The organism is Telluria sp. ZT3P26 (assembly GCF_059686035.1).
Genome location: NZ_JCASII010000007.1, coordinates 50,934 through 74,195 on the forward strand (window position 1 = coordinate 50,934; position 23,262 = coordinate 74,195).

General features: G+C 66.9%; 20 protein-coding genes and 1 tRNA gene. 11 read left to right on the forward strand and 10 right to left on the reverse strand.

The genetic code is table 11. The annotated features are described in order from the left end of the window. Positions 1-10: 10 nt before the first annotated feature. The 3 genes from AC56LN_RS20435 to AC56LN_RS20445 all read right to left on the reverse strand — a co-directional run bounded on the left by AC56LN_RS20435 (position 11) and on the right by AC56LN_RS20445 (position 3,363). Positions 11-2,263 carry a penicillin acylase family protein gene (locus AC56LN_RS20435; RefSeq protein WP_499574443.1) on the reverse strand — a complete coding sequence of 751 codons (2,253 nt, stop codon included), beginning with the start codon at positions 2,261-2,263 and terminating at the stop codon, positions 11-13. Positions 2,264-2,291: 28 nt separating this feature from the next. Continuing rightward, a complete protein-coding gene (locus AC56LN_RS20440; RefSeq protein ID WP_499574444.1) occupies positions 2,292-3,083 on the reverse strand; it encodes a ParB N-terminal domain-containing protein in 792 nt (263 codons plus the stop codon). A 195-nt stretch (positions 3,084-3,278) separates the two neighbouring features. Continuing rightward, a tRNA-Leu gene (locus AC56LN_RS20445) sits at positions 3,279-3,363 on the reverse strand. Positions 3,364-3,601: 238 nt separating this feature from the next. On the opposite strand from AC56LN_RS20445, the gene paoA reads away from it, so the two are divergent. From paoA to paoC (AC56LN_RS20465), 4 genes are all read left to right on the forward strand, one after another. Then, a complete protein-coding gene (gene paoA, locus AC56LN_RS20450) occupies positions 3,602-4,249 on the forward strand; it encodes an aldehyde dehydrogenase iron-sulfur subunit PaoA (protein WP_499574445.1) in 648 nt (215 codons plus the stop codon). Next, on the forward strand, positions 4,246-5,199 hold the full coding sequence (locus AC56LN_RS20455; protein ID WP_499574446.1) for an FAD binding domain-containing protein: 954 nt from the start codon (positions 4,246-4,248) through the stop codon (positions 5,197-5,199). The genes paoA and AC56LN_RS20455 overlap by 4 nt, the downstream gene beginning before the upstream one ends. A 3-nt stretch (positions 5,200-5,202) precedes the next feature. Further along, the gene (gene paoC, locus AC56LN_RS20460) at positions 5,203-7,410 is read left to right on the forward strand and encodes an aldehyde oxidoreductase molybdenum-binding subunit PaoC (protein ID WP_499574447.1); all 2,208 of its coding nucleotides are present in this window, start codon (positions 5,203-5,205) and stop codon (positions 7,408-7,410) included. A gap of 152 nt (positions 7,411-7,562) precedes the next feature. Further along, positions 7,563-9,764: an aldehyde oxidoreductase molybdenum-binding subunit PaoC gene (gene paoC, locus AC56LN_RS20465; RefSeq protein WP_499574448.1), complete on the forward strand. Its 2,202-nt coding sequence runs from the start codon at positions 7,563-7,565 to the stop codon at positions 9,762-9,764. Here paoC (AC56LN_RS20465) and AC56LN_RS20470 read toward each other — a convergent pair. From AC56LN_RS20470 to AC56LN_RS20480, 3 genes are read right to left on the reverse strand one after another with little or no spacing between them, the layout of a single operon-like run. Next, positions 9,761-10,720 carry a diguanylate cyclase gene (locus AC56LN_RS20470; RefSeq protein WP_499574449.1) on the reverse strand — a complete coding sequence of 320 codons (960 nt, stop codon included), beginning with the start codon at positions 10,718-10,720 and terminating at the stop codon, positions 9,761-9,763. The two genes, paoC (AC56LN_RS20465) and AC56LN_RS20470, sit on opposite strands and share 4 nt — an antisense overlap. A 4-nt stretch (positions 10,721-10,724) precedes the next feature. After that, positions 10,725-10,934 (reverse strand): hypothetical protein, encoded by a 210-nt coding sequence (locus tag AC56LN_RS20475; protein ID WP_499574450.1) that lies wholly within the window; start codon positions 10,932-10,934, stop codon positions 10,725-10,727. Between the two features lie 16 nt (positions 10,935-10,950). Beyond that, positions 10,951-11,358, reverse strand: a complete 408-nt coding sequence (locus AC56LN_RS20480) for a hypothetical protein (RefSeq protein ID WP_499574451.1) — start codon at positions 11,356-11,358, stop codon at positions 10,951-10,953. Between the two features lie 130 nt (positions 11,359-11,488). Here AC56LN_RS20480 and AC56LN_RS20485 point away from each other — a divergent pair, with 130 nt between their 5' ends. Together AC56LN_RS20485 and AC56LN_RS20490 are read left to right on the forward strand one after the other, a co-directional pair. Next, the gene (locus AC56LN_RS20485; protein WP_499574452.1) at positions 11,489-12,166 is read left to right on the forward strand and encodes an SOS response-associated peptidase; all 678 of its coding nucleotides are present in this window, start codon (positions 11,489-11,491) and stop codon (positions 12,164-12,166) included. A 148-nt stretch (positions 12,167-12,314) separates the two neighbouring features. Then, positions 12,315-12,674, forward strand: a complete 360-nt coding sequence (locus AC56LN_RS20490; protein ID WP_499574453.1) for an Lcl C-terminal domain-containing protein — start codon at positions 12,315-12,317, stop codon at positions 12,672-12,674. Between the two features lie 30 nt (positions 12,675-12,704). Here the strand turns inward: AC56LN_RS20490 and AC56LN_RS20495 are convergent, their stop codons facing one another. After that, entirely contained in the window at positions 12,705-14,150 is a 1,446-nt protein-coding gene (locus AC56LN_RS20495; protein ID WP_499574454.1) for a M20/M25/M40 family metallo-hydrolase, read from the reverse strand. 99 nt (positions 14,151-14,249) lie between these two features. Then, entirely contained in the window at positions 14,250-15,386 is a 1,137-nt protein-coding gene (locus AC56LN_RS20500) for a metallophosphoesterase (RefSeq protein ID WP_499574455.1), read from the reverse strand. A 197-nt stretch (positions 15,387-15,583) separates the two neighbouring features. On the opposite strand from AC56LN_RS20500, the gene AC56LN_RS20505 reads away from it, so the two are divergent. From AC56LN_RS20505 to AC56LN_RS20525, 5 genes are all read left to right on the forward strand, one after another. After that, the gene (locus tag AC56LN_RS20505; protein ID WP_499574456.1) at positions 15,584-16,075 is read left to right on the forward strand and encodes a glycine zipper 2TM domain-containing protein; all 492 of its coding nucleotides are present in this window, start codon (positions 15,584-15,586) and stop codon (positions 16,073-16,075) included. 323 nt (positions 16,076-16,398) lie between these two features. Further along, on the forward strand, positions 16,399-17,367 hold the full coding sequence (locus AC56LN_RS20510) for a protein kinase domain-containing protein (RefSeq protein ID WP_499574457.1): 969 nt from the start codon (positions 16,399-16,401) through the stop codon (positions 17,365-17,367). Further along, positions 17,364-19,718, forward strand: coding sequence for an FtsW/RodA/SpoVE family cell cycle protein (locus tag AC56LN_RS20515; RefSeq protein ID WP_499574458.1), 2,355 nt, complete (start codon positions 17,364-17,366; stop codon positions 19,716-19,718). Before AC56LN_RS20510 ends, AC56LN_RS20515 begins: the two co-directional genes overlap by 4 nt. Beyond that, positions 19,679-21,244 (forward strand): hypothetical protein, encoded by a 1,566-nt coding sequence (locus tag AC56LN_RS20520; RefSeq protein WP_499574459.1) that lies wholly within the window; start codon positions 19,679-19,681, stop codon positions 21,242-21,244. Before AC56LN_RS20515 ends, AC56LN_RS20520 begins: the two co-directional genes overlap by 40 nt. Before the next feature lie 7 nt (positions 21,245-21,251). Continuing rightward, on the forward strand, positions 21,252-21,716 hold the full coding sequence (locus AC56LN_RS20525; protein WP_499574460.1) for an SH3 domain-containing protein: 465 nt from the start codon (positions 21,252-21,254) through the stop codon (positions 21,714-21,716). A 50-nt stretch (positions 21,717-21,766) separates the two neighbouring features. Here the strand turns inward: AC56LN_RS20525 and AC56LN_RS20530 are convergent, their stop codons facing one another. Continuing rightward, positions 21,767-22,534, reverse strand: a complete 768-nt coding sequence (locus AC56LN_RS20530; protein ID WP_499574461.1) for a class I SAM-dependent methyltransferase — start codon at positions 22,532-22,534, stop codon at positions 21,767-21,769. Between the two features lie 245 nt (positions 22,535-22,779). Further along, positions 22,780-23,247, reverse strand: coding sequence for a hypothetical protein (locus AC56LN_RS20535; RefSeq protein ID WP_499574462.1), 468 nt, complete (start codon positions 23,245-23,247; stop codon positions 22,780-22,782). Positions 23,248-23,262 lie beyond the last annotated feature (15 nt).

The window sequence follows — 23,262 nt, forward strand, 5'->3', positions numbered from 1 at the left end:
CGCCGGTTCTTCACTTGCCCGGATGGTATTTGCGCTCGAGATTGCGCTCGATATCTTCCTTGTAGAACAGCACGTCCTTGAACTCGCCGCGCGCATACATCGCGGCCTGGTCGTTGAAGTGCGGCGAGCGGGGATCGCTGCTCTGGCCACCGGCCAGGATGCTCTTGGCACGCACCTTCGGACCGAACTCGACGGCGGCGACGAAGCTGTTGCCGCGGTCACCGTAGATGCGCTTCGTGGTTTGTTTGGCCGACATGCCGAACGACGCCAGCGAACCCCAGTTGGCCGACGGGAATGCCACCGGAATGCTGGGCTTGCTGTCGTCGTATTGCTGGTCGACGGCGCCCGACAGACGCTGGAAACGGTTGATCTCGCCCCACGGGGTGCGCCAGTCGCCGAAATCGGCCGTCAATTTGTCCGACGCGCGCAGCAAGCCGTCGAGCCGGTCCGCCGGGCTCAAGCGCTGGGCGATGTAGTCGACCGGCGGGATCGTTTCAAGCTTTGCGCGCGCGCCGTGCTGCGCCACCAGGTCCTGGCCCCAGTAGACGGCCAGCGACGTGGGCACGGAATCGATGGCGTAGCGCATGTTCCAGCCGCGCAGCACGTCGATCTGTTCGGCCAGCGCCGCCTTGCGCGGATCGTCCGGCGGCAAGGCGTCGTAGTCGGCGATCACGGCCGGCACCAGCGGCTCGAACGCCTGCAGGCGCGTGTCGTACGAGGCCGCGATCAGGCCGTCGATGTCGAGCCCCTTGGCCTCCCTGAACACGCGCGCAGCATTGCGGCCGCGCGCATTCTCGGGCAGCGACCACATGTATGCCGGGTAGTTTGCGCACTTGGGGCTGCTCACGCCGGCCGCCGTGCAGGGCCAGTTGTTGGTATTGAAGATGTAGCCGCTGGCCGGGTTGAACAGCGTGATCGTCTCGTTGATCTCGTGCAGCCGCTGCCATTCGTTGGCGGGATTGCTGCCATCCACCGGGCGGGTCCAGTCCACGCGCGGGTCGCGTTTCGGGATGAAATTGCCGTGGAAATAAGCAATATTGCCCTTCGCATCGGCATACACCGTGTTGTTGGACGCATTGGTGCGCAACTCCATCGCCTTGTAGAACGCGTTGTAGTCGCGCGCCTTGGTGCGGGTGTACGACTGGGTCAGCGCATTGACAGGGTCATCCATCAGCTTGACCGACACCCACTTGCCGCCCTCGGCACGCACGACCGGGCCGTGGTGCGTGAAGTACGCGGTGACGCTGCGGCTGGCCATGGTGCCATCGGGCATCTTGTACGGCAGCGCGATCGCCACCTTGCGCATCGGCGCCTCGTGCTTGCCGTACTTGTAGAAGAACTCCCCGTTGCGGTCGACAACCGTTTCCAGGTACTCGTCGATCACGTCGCCGCCACCGGACGTGTGCATCCAGCCCAGCCTGTCGTTGAAACCCTGGTAGATGAAGAACTGGCCCCAGGTCACGGCGCCATAGGCATTCAGGCCTTCTTCGCTGACCATGTGCACTTCGGGCCGGAAGTAGAACGACGTGTGCGGATTGATCATCAGCAGCGCGCGGCCATTGGCGCTCAGTTTCGGCGCGATGGCAAAACCGTTCGAGCCGCGCGGTTCGGGGGCGAAGCCACGCGGGTCGTCGCGTTGTGCGCTCAATTGGGCCACAGCGGGCGCCTTGCCATAGAACGCGGCCAGGTCGGCCAGCTCAATGGACTCGATGTCGCCGCCGATGCTGCCCTCGCTGAAGGCCAGCGCCATCCACGGCTCGAAGTGGGTCAAGAGCTTGGGCGTAACTTCAGGATGCGTGTACAGGTAGTAGTTGAGGCCATCGGCGAACGACTTCATCAGGTTCTGCAACCAGGCGGGACTGGCGGCATAGCGCGCCTGCATGGCCGCCGGCTGGACGTACAGCTTCATGCGCAGGTCGCGCCAGATCTCGGCCTCGCCCTCGACTTCGGCCAGGCGCCCCATCGCATTGATGTAATTGAGCTCGATGCGGTTGAAGTCGTCCTCGGCCTGCGCGTACAGCGTGCCGAACACGGTGTCGGCATCGGTGCGCCCGAACACGTGCGGAATGCCCCATTTGTCGCGCAGGATCGTCACCCGCTCGGCCGCTGCCTTCCAGCGCGCGACCGTGTCGGCGCCTGGCGCAGCCTGGGCACTGGCCGCCGTGATCGGCGTCTTCTTCGGGGCGACGGCCAGCGCTGGCGCGGCGGCGCCGATCAGGAGCAAGCCGAGCAATGCCGGCGTGAACGAACGTGACGTGGGCATGGGGCGGGCTCCTTCAGGGCGTGGCGGGTTAGTCTGCGCCGAGACCGGCGTTGACGAGGCGTTGTTTGAGGCGTTCGTTTTCGGTCAGCAGCGTGGCCAGGCGGTCTTTCAGCGCGGCGCGTTCACTGCGCAGCGTGGCCAGCTCGTCGGCCGGATCGACCACTTCTTTCTCTTTGCGCGGGCGGGCGGCACTTTTCTGTTCGCGCACCTGGCGCGCAGCCTGCTGCAATTCCTTGCGCCCGCCCGCCACCGCAGCGAGCTGCGCCGATTCGGGCAACTGCGCCACATTGGCGGCGGCATTGATCGAGATGGTGCCGGCGCGCACGGCTTCGCGCAGTTCGGGCGTGGCGGCTTTCTGGATCCGTTCGATCTGGCTGATCGTGTTGCTCGACACGCGCGCCGCACGCGCAACGTCTTCGCGCGTGTTCCATGGCGGCGACGTGGCGTCCGGCGCCGCATCGGCGTCGGCGGTGTCGTCGACCGGCCGCTCGGCCACGCGCGCGGTGACGATTTCTTTTTTCTTCAGCGCCAGCACGCCGCGCTGGAAGTCGGACACGCTGCGGCGCGCCAGATGGTTATCGATCATCCACAGCATGACGTCCTGGATCGTGTCGAAGCTGTTGTTGTGGACGGTGCGAAACGGGATGCCGTGCTGCTGGCATAGTTCATAGCGGTTATGGCCGTCGATCAGGGTATCGCGCCAGAGCACCAATGCGTCGCGGCAACCTTCAGCGAGCAGGCTGCGCTCGAGCGCCTCGCGTTCGATGGCGGTGAGCGGATCGACGAAAGCACGCAATTCGTCGTTGATCGTGATATTCAATTCGGGTCCTTGCTTGTCGTACGGGGAGATGGTCGTCGTGCGGCGCCGTCGCTGGCGTGCCGGAAGGCATGCTACACCATCCGGACGGTGCGGCTGCCGGTGCCTGCGCCGGCCGTGTGGATGGCCGGTCGCGCAGCTGCGAATCGATGCGCGAAGATCGCGTGGGATCCCACGGAGTAATCAATGAGTAATTCGTGGTGCGGGCAGCCGGAATCGAACCGGCACGCCTCACGGCGGCAGATTTTAAGTCTGATGCGTCTACCAATTTCGCCATGCCCGCGCCGGCAGGATTGTACTACGTGCAGCAACACGGGTGTTAGTGGCTGAGCTGCCTTGAATACCCACTCTCAATGTGGCTATTCAGACAAAGTGCTTCAGGTTTCAAGGGAGCGCGGCCTTCCGGCAAGCTGACATAAAATCAATTCATTATCCTGTCATTTCATTTCGCCCGGCTGGCGCCAGCGCATCGGCACCCACGCCACGGTGAACAACGTACTGTATAGAAGGAACCTCCAAACATGGAACAATTCAGGGAAATCAAGCTGTCCCGGCGCGATGTCTTGATCGCCGGCGCGGTCTCGGCGTCGGCCGTGGCAATGCCCGGCGCAAGCGCCCAAACGGCGGCGAATGCACCGGCCGCGAATCCGGAGCCGGTCAAGGTCGGCGTGTCGTTCAATGTCAACGGCAAGGACGTCAAGCTCGAACTCGACACCCGCACGACGCTGCTCGACGCGCTGCGCGAGCACCTGCACCTGACGGGCTCGAAAAAAGGCTGCGACCAGGGCCAGTGTGGCGCCTGCACCATCATCATGGATGGCCGCCGCATCAATTCCTGCCTGTCGCTGGCGATCATGCACGACGGCGCCAAGATCACGACGATCGAAGGCCTCGGCACGCCGGAGAAAATGCACCCGATGCAGGCCGCCTTCGTCAAGCACGACGGCTACCAGTGCGGGTACTGTACCCCGGGCCAGATCTGTGCGAGCGTGTCGGTGATCGAAGAAATTCGCGCCGGCATGCCAAGCCACGTCACGGCCGACCTCAATGCCAAGCCACAGATGACCGTGGAAGAAATCCGTGAGCGCATGAGCGGCAACATCTGCCGATGTGGCGCCTACTCCAACATCATCGATGCCATCAAGGAAGTGGGAGGGGTCAAAGCATGAAGGTCTTTACTTACCAACGTGCCACCACGCCCGCACAGGCAGCGCAAACCGTGGCCCGCACGCCAGGCGCGCGCTTCATCGCCGGCGGCACCAACCTGCTCGACCTGATGAAGCTCGAGATCGAAACGCCGGGCGCCCTGATCGACATCAACGGCCTGGGCTTCGACAAGATCGAGCCCACCGCCAACGGCGGCCTGCGCATCGGCGCCTTCGTGCGCAATACCGATCTGGCATCCGACGCGCGCGTGCGCAAGGACTACGCCGTGCTGTCGCGCGCCCTGCTGTCGGGCGCCTCGACCCAGTTGCGCAACAAGGCAACCACGTCGGGCAACCTGCTGCAGCGCACCCGCTGCTCGTACTTCTACGACACCGCGCAAAAGTGCAACAAGCGCCAGCCGGGCAGCGGTTGCGCCGCCATCGGTGGCTTCACCCGCAACCTGGCCGTGGTCGGCACGAGCGATGCCTGCATCGCCACGCACCCGAGCGACATGGCCGTGGCCATGCGCCTGCTGGATGCCGAGGTCGAAACCGTGCGCGCCGATGGCAGCAAGCGCACGATTCCGATCGCCGACTTCCATCGCCTGCCGGGCAATACCCCGCACATCGAAACGGTCCTCGAGCCAGGTGAGCTGATCACGTATGTGACGCTGCCGAAGCCACTGGGCGGCGTGCACGCCTACAAGAAAGTGCGTGACCGCGCGTCGTACGCGTTCGCGCTGGTGTCGGTCGCCACCGTGATCCTGCCGGACGGCACCGGTCGCGTGGCCGTCGGCGGCGTGGCCCACAAGCCATGGCGCGTCGAAGCCGCCGAGCAGCAGATGGGCGCCGGCGCCAAGGCCGTGGCCGATCGCCTGATGGCCGGCGCGAAGACCACCGAAGAGAATGCCTTCAAGGTGCCTCTGGTGCACCGTATTTTGGCCGCCGCAATGCAAGACGCAAAGAAAGCATAAGCCATGAAATTCATTACTCCAGCAACCACCAATCCGATTGACCGCATGCGCTATGTCGGTCAGCCAACCAACCGCATCGACGGCAAGCTCAAGACCACCGGCAGTGCGCCGTATGCGTATGAGCACCACAAGGAAGTGCCGAACGCCGCGCAGGGCTTCGTCGTCGGCTCCGGCATCGCCAAGGGCCGCATCGCATCGATCGATATCGAGGCCGCGCGCCGCGCACCAGGCGTGCTGGCCGTCGTGACGGCCGAAAACGCCGGCAAGCTGGGCAAGGGCGACATGAACACCGCCCACCTGCTGGCCGGCCCGAACATCCAGCACTATCACCAGGCCGTTGCGCTGGTGGTGGCCGAGACGTTCGAGCAGGCGCGCGCTGCCGCCGGCCTGGTCAAGGTCAACTACGCGCCCCAGAAGGGCCGTTACGACCTGGCCGCCGAAAAAGGCAATGCCGTCAAGCCGACCGGCGAACAGGATCCGCCAGACACCAAGGCCGGTAACTTCGCGCGTGGCTTCGAGACGTCGCCCGTCAAGCTCGACGCTACCTACCACACGCCGGACCAGTCGCACGCGATGATGGAGCCGCATGCGTCGACCGCCTTCTGGGAAGGCGACAAGGTCACGGTCTACACGTCGAACCAGATGATCGCCTGGTGCCGCAGCGACCTGGCCAAGACGCTCGGCGTCGGGAAAGACAAAGTGCGCGTGATCTCGCCGTACGTCGGCGGCGGCTTCGGCTCGAAGCTGTTCCTGCGCGCCGATGCACTGCTGGCAGCCCTGGGCGCGCGCGCAGCCAAGCGCCCGGTCAAGGTCTCCCTGCACCGTCACCTGATCTTCAATAACACGACGCACCGTCCCGCGACGATCCAGCGCATCCGCATCGGCGCCGGCCGTGACGGCCGCATCATGGCCATCGGCCACGAAACCTGGAACGGCAACCTGCCAAAGGGTAGCGCCGAAGTGGCAACCGCGCAAACGCGCCTGCTGTACGCCGGTCCGGACCGCATGACCACCACCCGCGTGGCCGAGCTCGATCTGCCGGAAGGCAATGCGATGCGCGCACCAGGCGAAGCGCCGGGCATGATGGCGCTTGAAGTGGCGATGGACGAGATGGCCGAAAAGCTGAACATGGACCCGGTCCAGTTCCGCATCCTGAACGACACCAAGGTCGATCCCGAAAAGCCGATCCGCAAGTTCTCGGAGCGCCGCTTCATCGAGTGCATGCGCATGGGCGCCGACAAGTTCGGCTGGGCCAAGCGCAATCCGAAGCCAGGCCAGGTCCGCGAAGGCCGCTGGCTGATCGGCCACGGCGTGGCGTCCGCCTTCCGTAACAGCCCGGTGATGAAATCGGGCGCCCGCGTCAAGCTGGGCACGGATGGCCGCGTGACGGTGGAAACCGACATGACCGATATCGGTACCGGCAGCTACACCATCATCGCGCAGACCACGGCCGAAATGCTGGGCGTGCCGCTCGATCGCATCGATGTGCGCCTGGGCGACTCGGACTTCCCGGCCTCGTCGGGCTCGGGTGGCCAGTGGGGCGCCAACAGCGCGACGTCGGGCGTGTACGCAGCCTGCGTCAAGCTGCGCGAGCAGGTGGCCGCCAAGCTGGGCGTGAACGAAGCCGACGCCGAATTCGTCGATGGTACCGTGCGCGTGGGCAGCAACAGCCAGCCACTGACCAAGGCAGCAGCAGGCGGTGAGCTGGTCGGCGAAGACACGATCGAATTCACCGGCGGCCTGGACAAGAAGAACCAGCTGTCGACCTTTGGCGCGCACTTCGTCGAAGTCGCGGTCGATTCGATCACGGGCGAAACCCGCGTGCGCCGCATGCTGGCCGTCTGCGCGGCAGGCCGTATCCTGAACCCGATGCAGGCACGCAGCCAGGTCATCGGAGGCATGACGATGGGTATCGGCGGCGCGCTGATGGAGCACCTGGTGGTCGACAAGCGCCACGGCTTCTTCGCGAACCACGACATGGCAACCTACGAGGTGCCGGTGCACGCCGACGTGCCGCACCAGGAAGTCATCTTCCTCAAGGAAGAAGACGAAATTTCGTCGCCAATGAAAGCCAAGGGTATCGGCGAGCTGGGTCTGTGCGGTGTGGCTGCGGCAGTGGCCAACGCGATCTACAACGCAACGGGCGTGCGCGTGCGCGAATACCCGATCACGCTCGACAAGCTGATCGAAAAGATGCCGCTGTCGGCTTGATGCTGCCTTGATGTTCCAGTGGCGGCGGCGTGATGCCGTTCGCCACGATGCCCTCGTGCCGCCGTCCCCGGCTGGCACGAGGCGCTCCTCTCTTTTTCCGGTGCACCGAACCCCTCCCCCGCGCCACGCGGAGGCGAACGAAGGACGAGCCCATGAAATTCAATACCCCCGCCACCACCAATCCCATCGACACGCTGCGCCACGTCGGCAAGCCGTACGACCGTATCGATGGCCCGCTCAAGTGCACCGGCCAGGCACCGTATGCCTATGAACACCACGCGACCGTCCCGGACGCCGCCCACGGCGTGATGGTCGGCGCCACGATTGCCAAGGGCACGATCCTGGCCATCGACGACGCCGCAGCCCGCCGCGCGCCCGGTGTGCTGGCCGTCGTCACCGCTGCCAGCGCGGGCAAACTGGGCAAGGGGCAGAAGAACACCGCCCTGTTGCTGGGCGGGCCCGAGGTCATGCACTATCACCAGGCCGTCGCGCTCGTGGTGGCCGGGACGTTCGAGCAGGCGCGCGCTGCCGCGCATCTGGTCAAGGTCAGCTACCGCGAGGCCAGGGGCAGCTTCGACCTGGCCAGCGTCAAGGACACGGGTGTGCCGCCCAAGCCCGAACGCGACTACCCGCCCGACACCCGCGTCGGCAACTTCGAGCGCACGTTCGACAGCGCCCCGGTCAAGCTCGACGCCACCTACACGACGCCCGACCAGGCGCACGCGATGATGGAGCCGCATGCGACCACCGCGCGCTGGGATGGCGACAAGCTCACGGTCTGGACCTCGACCCAGATGGTCGACTGGTGCCGCACCGATCTGGCCAAAACGCTCAACATCGCCAAGGACAAGGTACGGGTCGTCTCGCCCTACATCGGCGGCGGGTTCGGCGGCAAGCTGTTCCTGCGCACCGACGCCGTGCTGGCCGCGCTGGGCGCCCGCGCCGCCGGCCGCCCGGTCAAGGTGGCCCTGCAGCGCCACCAGATTTTTAACAACACGACGCACCGGCCCAAGACCATCCAGCGCCTGCGCATCGGCGCGGGCCGCGATGGCCGCATCCAGGCCATCGGCCATGAAACGTGGAATGGCAACCTCCCAGGCGGCCGGCCCGAGGTCGCCACGCAGCAAACGCGCCTGCTGTACGCGGGCGCGCACCGGATGACGACGACCCGCCTGGCCGTGCTCGATCTGCCGGAGAGCAATTCGATGCGCGCACCGGGCGAGGCGCCGGGGCTGATGGCCCTGGAAATCGCGATGGATGAACTGGCCGAGAAGCTCGGCATGGACCCGGTGCAGCTGCGCATCCTGAACGACACGAAGGTCGACCCGGAAAAGCCGAACCGTCCGTTTTCGGAACGGCGCCTGGTCGAATGCCTGCGCACCGGCGCGGAACGCTTCGGCTGGAAGGCGCGTCATGCCAAACCGGCCCAGGTGCGTGAAGGCCAGTGGCTGATCGGCCACGGCGTCGCGGCCGCATTTCGCAACAGCCCGGTGGTCAAGTCGGCCGCCCGTGTGCGCCTGGGCACGGACGGCATCCTGACCGTGGAAACGGACATGACCGACATCGGCACCGGCAGCTACACGATCATTGCGCAGACGGCCGCCGAGATGCTGGGCCTGCCGCTCGAGCGCGTGAAAGTCATCCTGGGCGACTCGGATTTTCCCGTGTCCGCCGGCTCGGGCGGCCAGTTCGGCGCCAACAGCGCGACGGCCGGCGTGTACGCCGCCTGCATCAAGCTGCGCGAACAGATCGCGGTCAAGCTGAATATGACGGACCCGGTGTTCGCCGATGGCGTCGTGCGGGCTGGCAGCGCAAGCCAGCCGCTGGCCAAGGCGGCGGCAGGTGGTGAACTGGTGGCCGAGGACGTCATCGAATTCGGCGAGCTGGCGAAAAAGAACCAGCTCTCGACCTTCGGCGCGCATTTCGTCGAAGTCGCGGTCGACTCGATCACGGGCGAGACGCGCGTGCGGCGCATGCTGGCCGTCTGCGCGGCAGGCCGCATCCTGAACCCGAAGTCGGCGCGCAGCCAGGTGATCGGCTCGATGACGATGGGCGTGGGCGGTGCGCTGATGGAGCACCTGGTGGTTGACAAGCGCCTGGGCTTCTTTGCCAATCACGATATGGCAACCTACGAGGTGCCCGTGCATGCCGACATTCCGCATCAGGACGTGATCTTCCTGGACGAGGAAGACGAGTATTCGTCGCCGATGAAGGCCAAGGGCGTCGGTGAACTGGGGCTGTGCGGCGTGGCGGCGGCGATTGCCAACGCGGTCTACAACGCGACCGGCGTACGGGTGCGCGAGTATCCGGTCACGCTCGACAAGCTGCTGGAAAAGATGCCGCTGCCGGTCTAGTCGCCGTCGACCACGACGCAGTTGCGCCCGCCATCCTTGGCGGCGTACAGCGCCTGGTCCGCGGCTGCGATCAGCGCCGCTTCGTCATTCAGGCGAGCGCGTTCGAAGGCGGCTACGCCCACGCTGATGGTGACATGGGGATGGCACGCATCCGGAGCCTGCGGCAGGTTCAATGTGGCGATATGGGTGCGGATGCGGTCGGCCATCACCCGCGCCTGCTCGCGCGTGGTGTCGGGCAGGATCGCCGCGAATTCTTCACCGCCGTAGCGCGCGGCCAGGTCGGCAGGCCGTTTCAGCAAGCCTGCGATCTCCTGCGCCACACGGATCAGGCAAGCGTCGCCTTCCTGATGGCCGAAATGGTCGTTATAGGCCTTGAATGTATCGATATCGAACAGCATCAGCGCCAGTGGCGCATCGGCACGCTGGGCGCGGCGCAGTTCACGCGCCAGCGTGACGTCGAACTGGCGCCGGTTGGCGATGCCGGTCAGCCCGTCAATGAAGGAGCGCGCCCGCATCGCCTCGGCGTGTTCCAGCAAGCGCCGTTCGCGCTCTGCCGTGTCGCTGATGTCGCGGATTTCAACGAGGCAGAAACGCTGGCCGGCCTCGCCGAGCGGCGTGACCGCCACGGCCTGATCGATCAGATCGCCGTCAAAACTGCCGGCGGGCCGAAGCGGGAATGGCGTGCGGTTGCCGGCATCGGGCACGTGGGAGGTCGCCGTCCCGTCACTCAGTGCCGCCTGCACGGCAGCTTCGACGCGCGAGCCGCGCAGGCCGGGAAAGATCTCGATCAACGGATGGCCCGTGACGCGCGCGGCGCCGCGGCCGCAACGTGGCACCAGCCAGGCGTTCCAGTGGACGATGCAGGCTTGCGCGTCGAGCACAATGACGCCGCAATCGAGCAGATCGAGCACACGGGACAGCAACCCGGCGCCGGGTTCGGGCAGTGGTGCAATCACGGGTTCAGCTTTGCTGGCCGAGCATGTGCCAGGCCATGGCGCAGCAGAGGATCACGACGCAGCACAGCAGGCCGTAGACGAAGATGCGCATCGACGTGGCCAGGCCGGTGACGGCGCGGTTGGCGTTGTCACCGAGCTTGCCGCGCTTGCGCGCGCTGTTCATCAGCATCGAGAAAAAGACGAACAGCGTCGCGCAAATCAGGACGACTTTCATGACGGCCTTTGGTTGATCAGGTGCGCACGGCCACGAGCACGAGCGCCACGACCGACAGCAGGCCCGACAGCGCCGCAGTCACGCCCATCCACGTCATCTTCTGGCGCTGGGCATCGACCTTGGCGATGAGCTGCGCGTTCTGGTCGGCCAGGTTGGCGATGATTTCGGAGGCCGAGCGCATCTGGTTGCGCAGATCGGTGATCTCGGCATCATTGCGCTCGACGCTGCGGATCAGGACGTCGAACACGTCGTCTTCTTGTCCCGCCATCTCGGGCGCCATGCCCATCGGGCCATCGGGCATGCCCTGCCGGTTGCGGTTGACCGTGTCCCACAGACGCCGCGCGCCATTTGCCACCTGCGGCGCTGCGCTGATGACTTCGCTCCAGGGAACGGTTCTTAATACTGTCCACCAACCTGCTGCCATACCTGCTCCTCTTCAATCGTTGTATTCCTGAGCATACCATTGCGGCGTGCTGCGGCCAAATGCCACACGCGTCGCGCGCCAGCGGAACGCGGTGCGACGCACCTGGCCGCCTTGCGCTACCATCATCCCCATGTGTGGACGACTTGACCAAAGCCAAACGGCCCGTTACTACGCCAGCGTGATCGGCTGGCTCGACGCCGTGTATGACAGCGAATCCGAACCGGCCTATAACGTGCCGCCCGGCACCTATCGCCCCGTGCTGCATCTGCAGGACGGCGAGCGGCGCGTGGACGACGTGTACTGGAGTTACCAGGCGCGCTGGGCCAAGGGCAAGGTGCCGGTGACGATCAATGCGCGCCTGGACAAGCTGGACAACCGCTACTGGCGCGGCCTGCTCAAGTCCGGGCGTGCGCTCGTGCCGGCCTCGGGCTGGTATGAGTGGACGGGCGAAAAGGGCAGCAAGCAGCCGTGGCATATCCACCGCAAGGACGGTGCGCCGCTGTTCATGCTGGCGCTGGCCAATTTCGGCAGCTTTACTGAAAACCGCGCCGAGGCAGGCTTTGTCATCGTGACGGACGATGCTTCGGGCGGCATGCTCGATATCCACGACCGGCGGCCGGTGGTGCTGGATGCGCAGGACGCCGGGCGCTGGCTCGATCCGGCGCTGTCGAGCGAAGACGCATTGGCGCTGGCCCGCTCGGCCGCCCTGCCCCCGGACGCGTTCACGTGGCACGAAGTGAGTACGCAGGTCAATCGCGCCGGCGCCGGCGGCGCCGAGGTCGCGCAGCCCATCGACAGCGACGCTTGAGGCGATCGCTGGCGACGCCCTGGTGCGATGAACGTCTTGGAATGAGGCCCCTGGTTGATCTGGATCGAACCGGGGATGCAACCAAACGCCGGGTTCGGCAGTCTTAATGGATTGCTACCACACGTGAGGTGAATCCATGGGCGAATACATGCAAATCCGGGGCCTGCTGCAAGAGGGTGAAGAATACGCGGGTCTCATCCTGGGCAAAGACGACCCCGACTATCACCTGGTCCTGCTGCCAGGCGACAGCGCCGATGTCAGCTGGCCGACCGCCGCCGACTGGGCCGCCAGCCAGAGGGGCGCCCTGCCCACGCGACGCGAACTGGCGCTGCTGTTCGCCAACCTGCGCGAATCGTTCCAGCGCGACTGGTACTGGTCCAGCGAGCCGCACGCGACGCGCGTCCAGCTGGTCTGGGGCCAGAATTTCGCCAGCGGCATCCAGACCATCTACGGGCGGCCGTACCGCGGGCATGCGCGCGCGATACGGCGCATCAGTACGGTGGCCTGATCCGTGGCCTCACCCGTGGTCTGACCCGCGTCACGGTGCCGGCACGCTGGAGCGACCGATCGGCTGCTCCATATTGGCCAGGTACCAGGCCGTCGCAGCCATCAATGCGACGTTGCGGCGCAGGCTGTCGGGATCGACCTTGTCCAGCGTGTCGGCCGGCGTGTGATGGATGTCGAAATAGTTCGCCGTGTCGACGATCGGCGCGAAGCTTGGCACGCCGGCGCGTTCCAGGCCGGCCAGATCGCCCGTCGCCAGCACGTCCTGGCGCTGGAACACGCCGGCGCCGATCGGCTGCAGGGCCGCTTGCAGGGGTGCGAACAGCTTGACCGACTGCGGCGTGACGCTGGCGCGCAGGCCGAACGGGCGGCCGACGCCGTTGTCGCTCTCGATGGCGCCGAAGTGCCTGGCGGCATTTGCCTGTTCGGCGGCAAGATAGGTGCTCGCGCCGCGCATGCCGTTTTCTTCGTTCATCCAGGCGATGAAGCGGATCGTGCGGCGCGGCCGGTAATCGAGTTTTTTCAGGACGTCGAACACGGCCATCGCGCTGGCCACGGCGGCGGCATCATCGTGCGCGCCGGGGGACAAATCCCACGAATCGAGGTGGCCCGAGACGATGACGATTTCCTCCGGCTTTTCCGTGCCCGGCAGGTCGGCGATCACATTGAAGCTGTCGGCGTCGGGCAGGTTCTTTGGCGTCAGCACGAGTTTGAGCTTGACCGGTCCCCGCTTGGCCAGGCGCGCCATCAGCATGGCGTCTTCCGCCGTCACGGCCGCTGCCGGAATGCGCGCGTCATCCGACAGGCCGGACGAGCCCGTGTGCGGCAACCGGTAAGCGGCGCCACCGACCGAGCGCACGAGCGCGCCGACGGCGCCCAGCTCGGCGGCCAGGCGCGGGCCGTTGCGGCGGTAGTTCGACCCCGCGCCGTAGGCCGGGCCGGCCAGGCCGCGGTCGGCCATGTGCTGGTCGAAGGCAACATCGAACAGCACGATCTTGCCCTTCACTTCGCTCGACCGCGCCTTGAGTTCCTCGAAACTGTTCAGTACCAGCACCGGTGCGACGAGGCCTTCGGCCGGGGTGACGCCCGAGCCGCCCAGCGCGGTCAGCACGATGCGCTGCGTGATGCCGGCCGGCCGGCCCGTGTAGTCGACCAGTTCGCCCGTCTCGATCCCGCGCACCCAGTGCGGCACCTTGACCGGTTGCAGCGTCACCTTCGCGCCAAGCTTGCGCATGGCCTCCGCGACCTGGGTTACTGCGGCCGCCGCGCTGGGCGAACCGGACAGGCGCGGGCCGATCAGGTCCGTCATGTCTTCCGTTCGTTGCCAGGCGTAGTCGCTCGCCATTGCCGCCTCGCGGATCTTGACCAGCGCAGCGGGATCGTTGCCGGGACTGGCGGCCAAGGCCGGCGCGCTGTTCACGACAGCCGCCATGGCGATCAACAGGGGAAGGCGGCGAAGATGGCGAACGGGGAAGTTCATGCGGGAATCCTTGCTGTATTGGAAGGATTCAAACAATAGCGCATTCGGCAAGGTTGTGCCCCGACATTCCTGATCGCGGGGCCAGGCTTGCCCCTGCTTTCAGGCGGCGACCAGGCGCACCAGCGTGATCTCCGACGGCGCACCGAAGCGCTTCGGCGGTCCCCAGTAGCCGGTGCCACGGCTGGTGTACACCCACATTTCGCGCACCCGGTTCAGGCCAGCGACAAAGGGCTGCTGCAGCGGCACGAACAGATTCCAGGGGAAGAACTGGCCACCGTGCGTATGGCCCGACAGTTGCAGGTCGAACCCGGCCGCCGCTGCCGCCGTCGCGCTGCGCGGCTGGTGCGCGAGCAGCACGCGCGCGCCGATACCTGCGGGCGCGCCTGCTGCGGCGCGTTGCGGATCGCTCTTGTGCTCGGGATGGAAATGGTGGGCGTGGTAGTCGGCCACGCCCGCGATCATCAGGCGCGCGTCGCCCTTGTGCACGATCACGTGCTGGTTCATCAGCACATTCAGGCCCAGGCGCCGCACTTCGGCAACCCATTCGAGCGCGCCCGAGTAGTATTCGTGGTTGCCGGTCACGAAGTACACGCCGTCACCCGCGCGCAGGCGGCCAAGCGGTTCCGTGTGCGGCGCAAGGCGCTGCACGCTGCCGTCGACCAGGTCGCCCGTGACCGCAATCGCATCCGCTTCCAGCGCATTGACCCTGTCGACGATGGCATCCAGGTACGCGCGCTTGATGGTCGGGCCCACGTGCACATCCGAAATCTGCGCGATCGTGTAGCCGTGCAGCGCTTGGGGCAAATCGCGGATCGGCACGTCCACCCTGACGATGCGGGCGACCCGGCGTGCGTTGGCGTAACCGATCAGCGTCACCGCCAGCGCCACCAGGGGCGCCGCCAGCGCGCTGAGGTACAGCACCGGCGCCGTCACGGCGCCAACGACCATCATGACCAGCAGTACCAGGTCGCGCAGCACAGTCGCCACCAGCAGCGACGAGAACTGGCCCATCGACAGCAAGCCGACCCAGGCGACACCATCGGACCAGCGGCGCCGGCGCATCGAGGCCGACATCAGCCCGACCGGCACCAGGATGCCCAGCAGGCACAACAGCAATCCGGCGATCAGGTTGCCGGCTATGCCAAAGGCCAGATCGGGGATCAGGCGCACGCCGATATACACCAGCAACATGACCATCAGGAAGAGAACGACGAGAAAGCTTCGGCTTGGACGCATGAGTGGAATAGATGAAAAGCAATATGAGCTACATGGGGCACATGGGCCGGGATACAAGCGAGGATGTTACAGACCGGGCATGACTTGTAAAAATCTGTATTAGCAGATGGCACTATCAAGAAGCAAGAATATAGTGATTCCTACCCGGTGAGCGAGAACATCATTCCGATCTCCGCCGGGCCTAAGAGGAAAAAGCCATGTTGAAATCGAAGACCTTTGGTGCTGTGCTGCTGGCCGCCGTCGCCGTATCGCCGGCGGCAATGGCCGGCGATCGTGGTACGAATACGGCAATTGGCGCCGTGCTCGGTGCAGTCGTTGGCCACACTGTCGGCGGGACCGGCGGCGCAGTGGCGGGCGGTGTGATCGGCGCGGCGGTGGGCAACTCCGTCCACTCGCGTAATGACCGTCGCCACTACGGCGATCGCGGTGGCTACTATGACAATCGCGGCGGGTATTACCAGTCGCAACCGGTGTACGTGCAGCAGCGCCCGGTGTATGTCCAGCCACGCCCGGTGTATGTCCAACCGCGTCCGGTATACGTCGAATCGCGGCCCGTGTACGTGCAGCCGCGTCCCGTCTACGTCGAATACCGCGACGGTGGCCGCGGCTGGGACCGTCATGACCGCCGCGACCGTCATGATCGCCACGACCGCTGGGACCGCGATGACCGTCGCGGCTACGGCCGCTAACCCCGAAAGCCGCGCACCGCGCGGCTTTTTCTTTGTCCAAACCTGGGTCACAAAGCCGGGGTCAGGTCTGACATTCGGACACGGACTCTGCTTTAGTTGCTTCCATCGGTAACTCCCCAGTACTAGCCCGGCGCTTTGCCAGCCAAGTCGACCCAGGCTACTGTCGAGATCGTGTCCGAATGTCAGACCTGACCCCGGCTTTTCTACCGGCGACTGTCGAGATCGTGTCCGAATGTCAGACCTGACCCCGGCTTTTCCAGTCCTTTCTCCTTCCCTCCGCTCTGCTTCCCCATCGGCGCTTTGCGCCATGCTCGGGGGACACCATGTACGACGCAGGCACCGTCATTTCGCTCATCGGCGGCCAGTACCGCTTGCGCGAACCGCTGGCTGGCGCGGCCTATGGCGTTGTCTGGCGCGCTGACAGCCTGCATGCTACTGGCGCAGTTGCCCTCAAGCTTGTCAATCTCGACCAGATGGCGCGCGCGCCGGAAGCATTGCGCAGCCGGTGGCTGGAGAGCGCGCGCACTGAAATTGCGTTCCTGCAAAGCCTCGCGCCATGGGACGGCCGCCACATCGTCCGCCTGCTCGACAGTGGCGAGCATCTTGGCCTGCCGGCGCTGGCGCTGGAATTGCTCGATGGTGATCTGGCCGCTTACCTGGCGGAGGAAGCCGCCGCCGGTCGCACGATCGCCCCGGCCCGCGCCCTCGCCTGGATCGGCCAGGTCAACCAGGCGCTGGCCAAGGTCCATGCCAATGGCTGGCGCTACCTTGACCTGAAACCGGGCAACCTGCTGCTCGACCGCGCCGCCGACACCCTCAAGCTGGCCGATTTCGGCACCAACCGGCGCCTGGACGACTTGCGCGCCCATACCTACGCCGGCACCGCCAACTGGCAGGCGCCCGAGCAGTTCTTCCCCGACACCGACGCCAACGGCTATGCCACCGAGGCACGTACCGATTACTTCGCCCTGGGCGCCCTTTTCTATTACCTCGTCTGCGGCCGCCTGCTGCGTTACAGCAGCACCTGCGGCCAGGCCTGGCAGACGCATGGCCGCGAGGGCGCAGCCACGCTGCTCGCCACGCACCAGGCGCGCCCGCCCGTGCTGCAGCTCGACGAGGCGACGCTGTTCGCCGGCCACCTGGGCCCGGCCGCCGTCCCGGGCCTGGCGCTGCTGCGCCGCCTGCTGGCCGACAGCCCTGCCGAACGACCGCAGCACGCGCTGGACATCAGCCGCCTGCTGGGGCAAGCGACCAGCCTGCTCGGCGCGCCGCACATCAGGAGCGCAGCGTGAAGCCTGGCCGGATGTCCTTCGGCGCCGCGACGGCCACGATCCTGCTTGCGCTGCTGTGCGCCGTGCAGCTGCTGGCCGTGCTCCGTGCGCCGGCCGCCTGGTTGCCGCGCGAGATCGCAGTGCACCTGCAGCCGGGCGAATCGATCGTGCTGGGCCGCGCGGAACTGGGCGCGCCGCGCGCCGCTGCGCGCCAGCTGACCCTGCGCCGTGATGCCGCCGGTGCCTGGTGGCTGCGCAATCTGGAGCCGGTCCAGCCGATCGTGCTGCGCCGTGGTGACGCGCGCGCGCGCAGCAGCGACGTGCCGCTGGCGCACGGCCAGCAGATCCAGGCCGGCGCCGCCCGCTTTGCCGTCCTGGCGCAGGACGCCGACAGCGTGACGCTGTCGAACGGCGAGCGCACCTGGCGCTATGACGGCGCCACGCTGCTGCAGGATGGCGCACTGCAGCCGGCCTGCCCCGACGCCCCCCTTCCCAGCCGCGCACTCGCACTATGGAACCGCGTCACGCCACACGCGCTGGGCCTGGCGCGGCCCGTCAGCCTGGGCGGCCTGCTGTATTGCGGCAACCGGCTGGCCAGCAGCACGTTCGAGGCGGGCACAGCAATGCTGGCGCGCCTGCCCGATGGCCGTATCGCGCTGTCGGTACGGGGTGACCAGCCGGTGCTCGTCTCGACCGAGAACGGCTGGGAAGACGCCGCCCAGCGCGACCTGCCGCTGGCCGACACCGATACCTTTGCCGTAGGCCGCACCGTCTTCACGCTGGTCCCGAATGGCGACATGCTGCGCCTGACGCCAGCGGGCCAGGTCGCGCTGTCGAATGCGCCGCAGGTCCAGTTACCGGACGCCGTCCGCTGGCAGTGGCAGGAACGCACGCTGTTCGCGCTGCCTGCCCCCACGCCGCTGGCCTGGGCCGCCGCGCTGGGCGTGCTGCTGCTGGGTGCGCTCAGCGTCCTGCCCCTGCTGCGCCAGCGCATTGCCGGCGCACGCATCATCCTGCCGCTGCTCACCGCACTGGTCGCGGCCACCGCCGCCCTGCTGCTGGTCGCCCAGCGCAGCAGCGGCGCGCCCGGTGTGGGCATCTCGCTGCTGCTGGCCTGGGCCACGCTGTGGCTGACACTGCGCTTTCAGGCGCGCATCAGCTTGCTGCCCGCCGCCGCCGTGCTGCTGCTGGGCGCCGGCCTGCTGGTGCAGCTCGAGATGGGACTGGGCGCCAGCGACACCGCCTGGCTGCGCCACTTCCAGAATTCCACCGCGCTGCTGGGCCTGGGCTTGCCCGGCGCGCTGCTGCTGTTATCGAGCGTCGGCCGCAACAGCCTGTCGCGCCCCGTCACCGAGCGCGTACTCCTGACGCTGGCCGGGATCGCGCTGGTGGGCGTGCTGCTGCAGGTCTGCTTCGGCAGCGAGACGGGCGTGTTCGACATCCAGCCATTCGAGTTCGCCAAGTTCGCACTGGCCGCGCTCAGCGCCCATTGCCTGGCGCTGATCGCGGGCGGCGCGACGCACCAGCAGCGCAACTGGCGCTTCTGGCTGCGTATGGCCATGCCGGTGCTGCTGTTCGTGTTCCTGCTGGGCGTTGCGCTGGTGCGGGTCGACGATTATTCACCACTGGTGCTGCTGCTGGTCTGGAGCAGCGCGATGGCGCTCGTCTGGTGCGCGAGCCGTGGCCGGCGCGCTGCCCTCGTCACGGTCACTGTCGCCGTTTGCCTGATGGTGGCCGGCGGCGCAGCGATGCGCAGCGGCGGGGCCATCCTCGGTGCGCTCGGCTTTTATCCCGAGCGGTTCCAGGTCTGGAGTGCACCGACGATCCATCCGCACACGGGCCAGCAGATGCTGCTCGGTGCGCGCGCCATCGCCCAGGGCGGCTGGCTGGGCGCCGACAGCGCGTTCGGACTTGCTGCCCTGGGCGGCGCGGCTGGCGACGCACTGGCGATTCCCGCGATCCAGGACGACTTCGCGCCGGCCTTCCTCCTGCAGCGCCATGGGCTGGCCGCTGGCCTGGCGCTGTGGACGTTGCAGGCGCTGTTCCTGGTGGCGCTGGTGCGGGTGGCCGCCGGCGCCTGGGGCCGGGCGCTGGCTGCCAACGATTTCCGGCGTGCCTGGCTGGGGCGCTTCCAGTGCTTCGCGCTGTGCGGCGGCGCCGCGTTCGTCGCCGGCCACCTGCTGCTGTCGTGGGGCACCAACCTGGCGATGTTCCCGATCATGGGCCAGCCGATGAGTTTTCTGTCGGCCGGCGGCTCGCACCTGCTGTTTTTCATCTGCCCCCTGCTAGCGTTTGGCATGGCAAGCACCCCATTCAACGAGGAGATTCAATCATGCCGGTCTATGTCCAACACGAAGTCCTGGGCAAGGTAGAAGACGTGTTCAATGCCGACGCGCTGTGGCAGGCGCCCGGCCTGTCGCTGTTCTCGCGCCGCGCGCTGCTGCGCGACCTGCTCGAACGCTCGCCGCGCGAGCTGCGCGGCCGCGCCGCAACGCGCTGCTTCTCGCACGTGACGCTGGTGCTGCCGCAGGACGACGTCGACGACGACCGCCACCTGACCCGCGGCGCCCGTGTGCGCGACCTGGCGCAGTCGCTCGCCGCGCTGCACCAGAAGGATTTCGGCGACCTGCTCGGCGGCGATGAAGTGCGCTATTTCATCTCGGGCGACGACCGCATCGCGCCGGGCGAAGTGCAGGTCAAGTTCGGCCACGCTGTCTACCTGCCGGCGCCGGGCGAACAGGTGCAGTACACGGTAACCGCCTCGCGCGACAGCGCGATCTGGCAGCCGGTCTGCGCCATCTACCCGAACCAGCGCCTGACCCTGGTGGGCATGGACCCCGCCAACGCCACGTTCGCCGTGCCGGGCTGGCCGTTCGGCCCGGACGGCGGCCTGCTGCTCGTGAACGACGGGCCGGACGCGCCACTCGAACTGCAGGTGCGCCCGAAAGACAGTTTCGACTGCGTCTTCGACGCCGCCAATGGCTATTACGTCCTGCGCGGCAAAGGCGCGAGCGCACAGCGCCTGCTGCTCAGGATCAATCGCGCTGGATCGGCCCTGAAGCCATCGGCATCCGTACCCGCTGCAGCAGCCGCACCAGCCGCTGCGCCGCAGCGCAGCCCCGCCGTCTGGAAATCGCGCAGCAGCACGCCGCCGCCCGACTTGACTGCGATGCCGCTGGCCGCACCAGCGCCCGTCCCCGTCACCACGCCCGCACCGACAACCGAAGCCGATGCCACCTACGCGCCGGTCGCGCGCCATCGCATCACGCTGGCTGCACTGGCCCTGCCGCGCCTGAGCCGCTACCGCGACACGGGTGCACAGGCGCTCGAAGTGGGCCTCGACGCGCAGCTCGTACCGGTCGCGCCGGGCAAGGACAACGTGATCCGCTTCGCCATCGACGACGCCGACGAACTGCATGCGATCACGCCAGCTGGTCGCCAGCGCATCGCCGTGCCGTCGCAGTTCTCGCCGATGGACGGTGCCAGCATCGGCTTGCTCGCCGCGCCGCAATCGATGGCGGAGCGCTACAGCGCCCTCCTGGTGCTGCCGCAAGGCCCGTCGCAACCGGCGGCAGGCGGCTCGCGCCTGACGTTCGGGCGCGGCATGCCGTCGCTGGCCGCGCTGCGCGTGCTCGATGCGCCGCAGTTCGTGCGCCAGGCCGATGGTGCCGCCGCCAGCGCCGACCGGCTCGGCCTGTCACGCAGCGCCTTCAGCTGGGAAGCCTCCAGCGATGGCCTGCGCGTGGTGCGCCTGTCGCCGAGCCAGGCGCTGTACCACCTCGATGCCGAGCTGGCCCTGGTGGCGCAGATCGACGCGGCCGCCCAGGATGCGCCGTACCTGATCCCGCCCGGCCACCACCTGGTCGCCGGCCACTACGTGCTGCGTTTCGACGCCTGAGGCCAGCATGCCATCGTCGACCCACATCGCCACCTACCTTGGTGCGTTCGGCGCAGCGCTCGTGCTGACGCTGTGCGCCTGCGCGTGGCTCACGCCCCGCGCCTGGTGGCACCGGCCGAACGCCCGCGCACTGGGCGTGCTGGCCGCTGGCACCGTGGCTGGCGGCGCGCTGTTGCTGGCATTGTTCGGCGTACCGCTCACGCTGCCGCCGTCCGTCGAACTGGCCGAGGCACCACTGCCGACAGCCGACGTGCCCGTGGCCGGCGCCCACTACCGGGTGCGCGATGCGCTCAATCTGCGCGTGGCGGGCGGCATCGGCGCGGAGCGCCTGCTGGTGGTACCGGGCGGTACGCGGGTGATTGCCACTGGCCAGCGCGATGGCGACTGGTGGCAGGTGCGCGCCAACCTCGATGGCAAACACGTCGAGGGCTGGGCGAGCAGCTTGTGGCTGCGGCGCGCAGACGAACGTTAAGGGCCTGGATACCCCACCCTGCATGCTGCGTTACTTGCGACCATCTGCGCTCAGGGCTTGCGAAACACGATCGCATGCTGGATCGGCAGCGACTTGATGCTGCGCTCCCACTTCAGGCCATGCGCCGTGGCTTCACGCCGTATCTGCTGCTCGCTCATCTTGTGCAGCGGCTTGATCGCCACTGCCGGGTCCTCGGCGCGATATTCGACGAAGACGACGCGCCCGCCCGGCTTCAGCGCGCCGACGATGCTGTCGAGGACTTCGGCGGGATACGCGAGCTCGTGATAGACATCGACCATGATTGCCAGGTCGACGCTGGCCGGCGGCAGTTTTGCACTGGTGTCGCTACCGAGTACCGAAACCACGTTGCGCACGCCACGCTTTGCCATCTGGCTGTCGAGCATGGCGATCATTTGTGGCTGCACATCGACGGCATACACACGGCCGTTAAGCCCGACCTTTTTCGCCAGTTGCCAGGTGTAGTAGCCGGTGCCGGCGCCGATGTCGGCCACCGTCATGCCGGGTGCCAGCGCCAGTTCACGCAACAGCAATTCCGGCCGCTCCTCGCGTGCGCGGCTTTCGCGCTCGAGCCACTGCGCCCCCTCCCATCCCATGACACCGGAAATTTCGCGGCCCATGTAACGCTTGCCGATGCCATCCGCGCTGGGTGCCGTACGTTCGTAGCGCGTAGCGGCAGGCGCTGCCTGCGCCACGGCATCGATACTGGCGGACGACAGCAGCGTCAGCGCCGACAGGCAGGCCAGCAGGATGGGGAGCGTACGGTGGGTGCGGCAATTGCGCAGGAGGGTACGGTACATGGTCGTTTTCCGTAAGAAGTCGCGGCCTGCAAAGGCGCCGGCAGACTTGCCGTAAATGGGAGTGATCAGTGTAGCCCGGTTGGCGCCGCGACGCATGTTGACGGCGTGCGGGTCTCCTCCATCCCGACAACGTTGGTGATCGACTCTCGTTGGCGACTGGCGCCCTGGCCACCGGTACGGGAGGTGTCCAACCTGCGGGTCGAAGGCTGTGCGGGCAGCGCATATCTGCGCCGCACAGGCCAACGCTAATCACGTTGCGTACCACCGCATACCTCGTCGTTCGCGCTGAATCTCAGCGCCAGCGCGTACGCATCGCTTGCGTAGCGCGTGATCACCAGTCCCTGCACGCTGCGGTACGTACCGCCGTTCTGCGCGAGATCGGTAAAGCAGACCTCCAGATCCTCAATGCCGTCGCCATTGACGTCGCGTCGCCCCGTCACCTGCATGCGAAGATACCAGTCCCCGGGCACGTCATAGATCAGGTCATTGTCCAGCACCGTGGTCGGCGTCATGCCGAAGTCGGCCAACGTGCGCTGTCCACGCCGGTCCCGGCGCGGCCCGAACGAGCTTCGGATACTGGCCAGGTCGAAGTGACTGGCAAGGAAGGGTCCCAGCCCCTGCTGCGGAAAATGGCTGACGACAGGGGCCGCGTACAGCGCGCCCGGCGCCCCGAGGCAGGTCACAACGATCGCGAGCAACACGGGGGTCTTCATCAGGGTCTCCGGTAC

Coding starts and splice junctions, on each gene's coding strand:
- paoA (WP_499574445.1), top strand. CDS start 3,602: ATGGAACAATTCAGGGAAATCAAGCTGTCCCGGCGCGATGTCTTGATC.
- paoC (WP_499574447.1), top strand. CDS start 5,203: ATGAAATTCATTACTCCAGCAACCACCAATCCGATTGACCGCATGCGC.
- AC56LN_RS20455 (WP_499574446.1), top strand. CDS start 4,246: ATGAAGGTCTTTACTTACCAACGTGCCACCACGCCCGCACAGGCAGCG.
- AC56LN_RS20475 (WP_499574450.1), bottom strand. CDS start 10,934: ATGAAAGTCGTCCTGATTTGCGCGACGCTGTTCGTCTTTTTCTCGATG.
- AC56LN_RS20495 (WP_499574454.1), bottom strand. CDS start 14,150: ATGAACTTCCCCGTTCGCCATCTTCGCCGCCTTCCCCTGTTGATCGCC.
- AC56LN_RS20480 (WP_499574451.1), bottom strand. CDS start 11,358: ATGGCAGCAGGTTGGTGGACAGTATTAAGAACCGTTCCCTGGAGCGAA.
- AC56LN_RS20435 (WP_499574443.1), bottom strand. CDS start 2,263: ATGCCCACGTCACGTTCGTTCACGCCGGCATTGCTCGGCTTGCTCCTG.
- AC56LN_RS20500 (WP_499574455.1), bottom strand. CDS start 15,386: ATGCGTCCAAGCCGAAGCTTTCTCGTCGTTCTCTTCCTGATGGTCATG.
- paoC (WP_499574448.1), top strand. CDS start 7,563: ATGAAATTCAATACCCCCGCCACCACCAATCCCATCGACACGCTGCGC.
- AC56LN_RS20505 (WP_499574456.1), top strand. CDS start 15,584: ATGTTGAAATCGAAGACCTTTGGTGCTGTGCTGCTGGCCGCCGTCGCC.
- AC56LN_RS20535 (WP_499574462.1), bottom strand. CDS start 23,247: ATGAAGACCCCCGTGTTGCTCGCGATCGTTGTGACCTGCCTCGGGGCG.
- AC56LN_RS20490 (WP_499574453.1), top strand. CDS start 12,315: ATGCAAATCCGGGGCCTGCTGCAAGAGGGTGAAGAATACGCGGGTCTC.
- AC56LN_RS20530 (WP_499574461.1), bottom strand. CDS start 22,534: ATGTACCGTACCCTCCTGCGCAATTGCCGCACCCACCGTACGCTCCCC.
- AC56LN_RS20520 (WP_499574459.1), top strand. CDS start 19,679: ATGCCGGTCTATGTCCAACACGAAGTCCTGGGCAAGGTAGAAGACGTG.
- AC56LN_RS20485 (WP_499574452.1), top strand. CDS start 11,489: ATGTGTGGACGACTTGACCAAAGCCAAACGGCCCGTTACTACGCCAGC.
- AC56LN_RS20510 (WP_499574457.1), top strand. CDS start 16,399: ATGTACGACGCAGGCACCGTCATTTCGCTCATCGGCGGCCAGTACCGC.
- AC56LN_RS20525 (WP_499574460.1), top strand. CDS start 21,252: ATGCCATCGTCGACCCACATCGCCACCTACCTTGGTGCGTTCGGCGCA.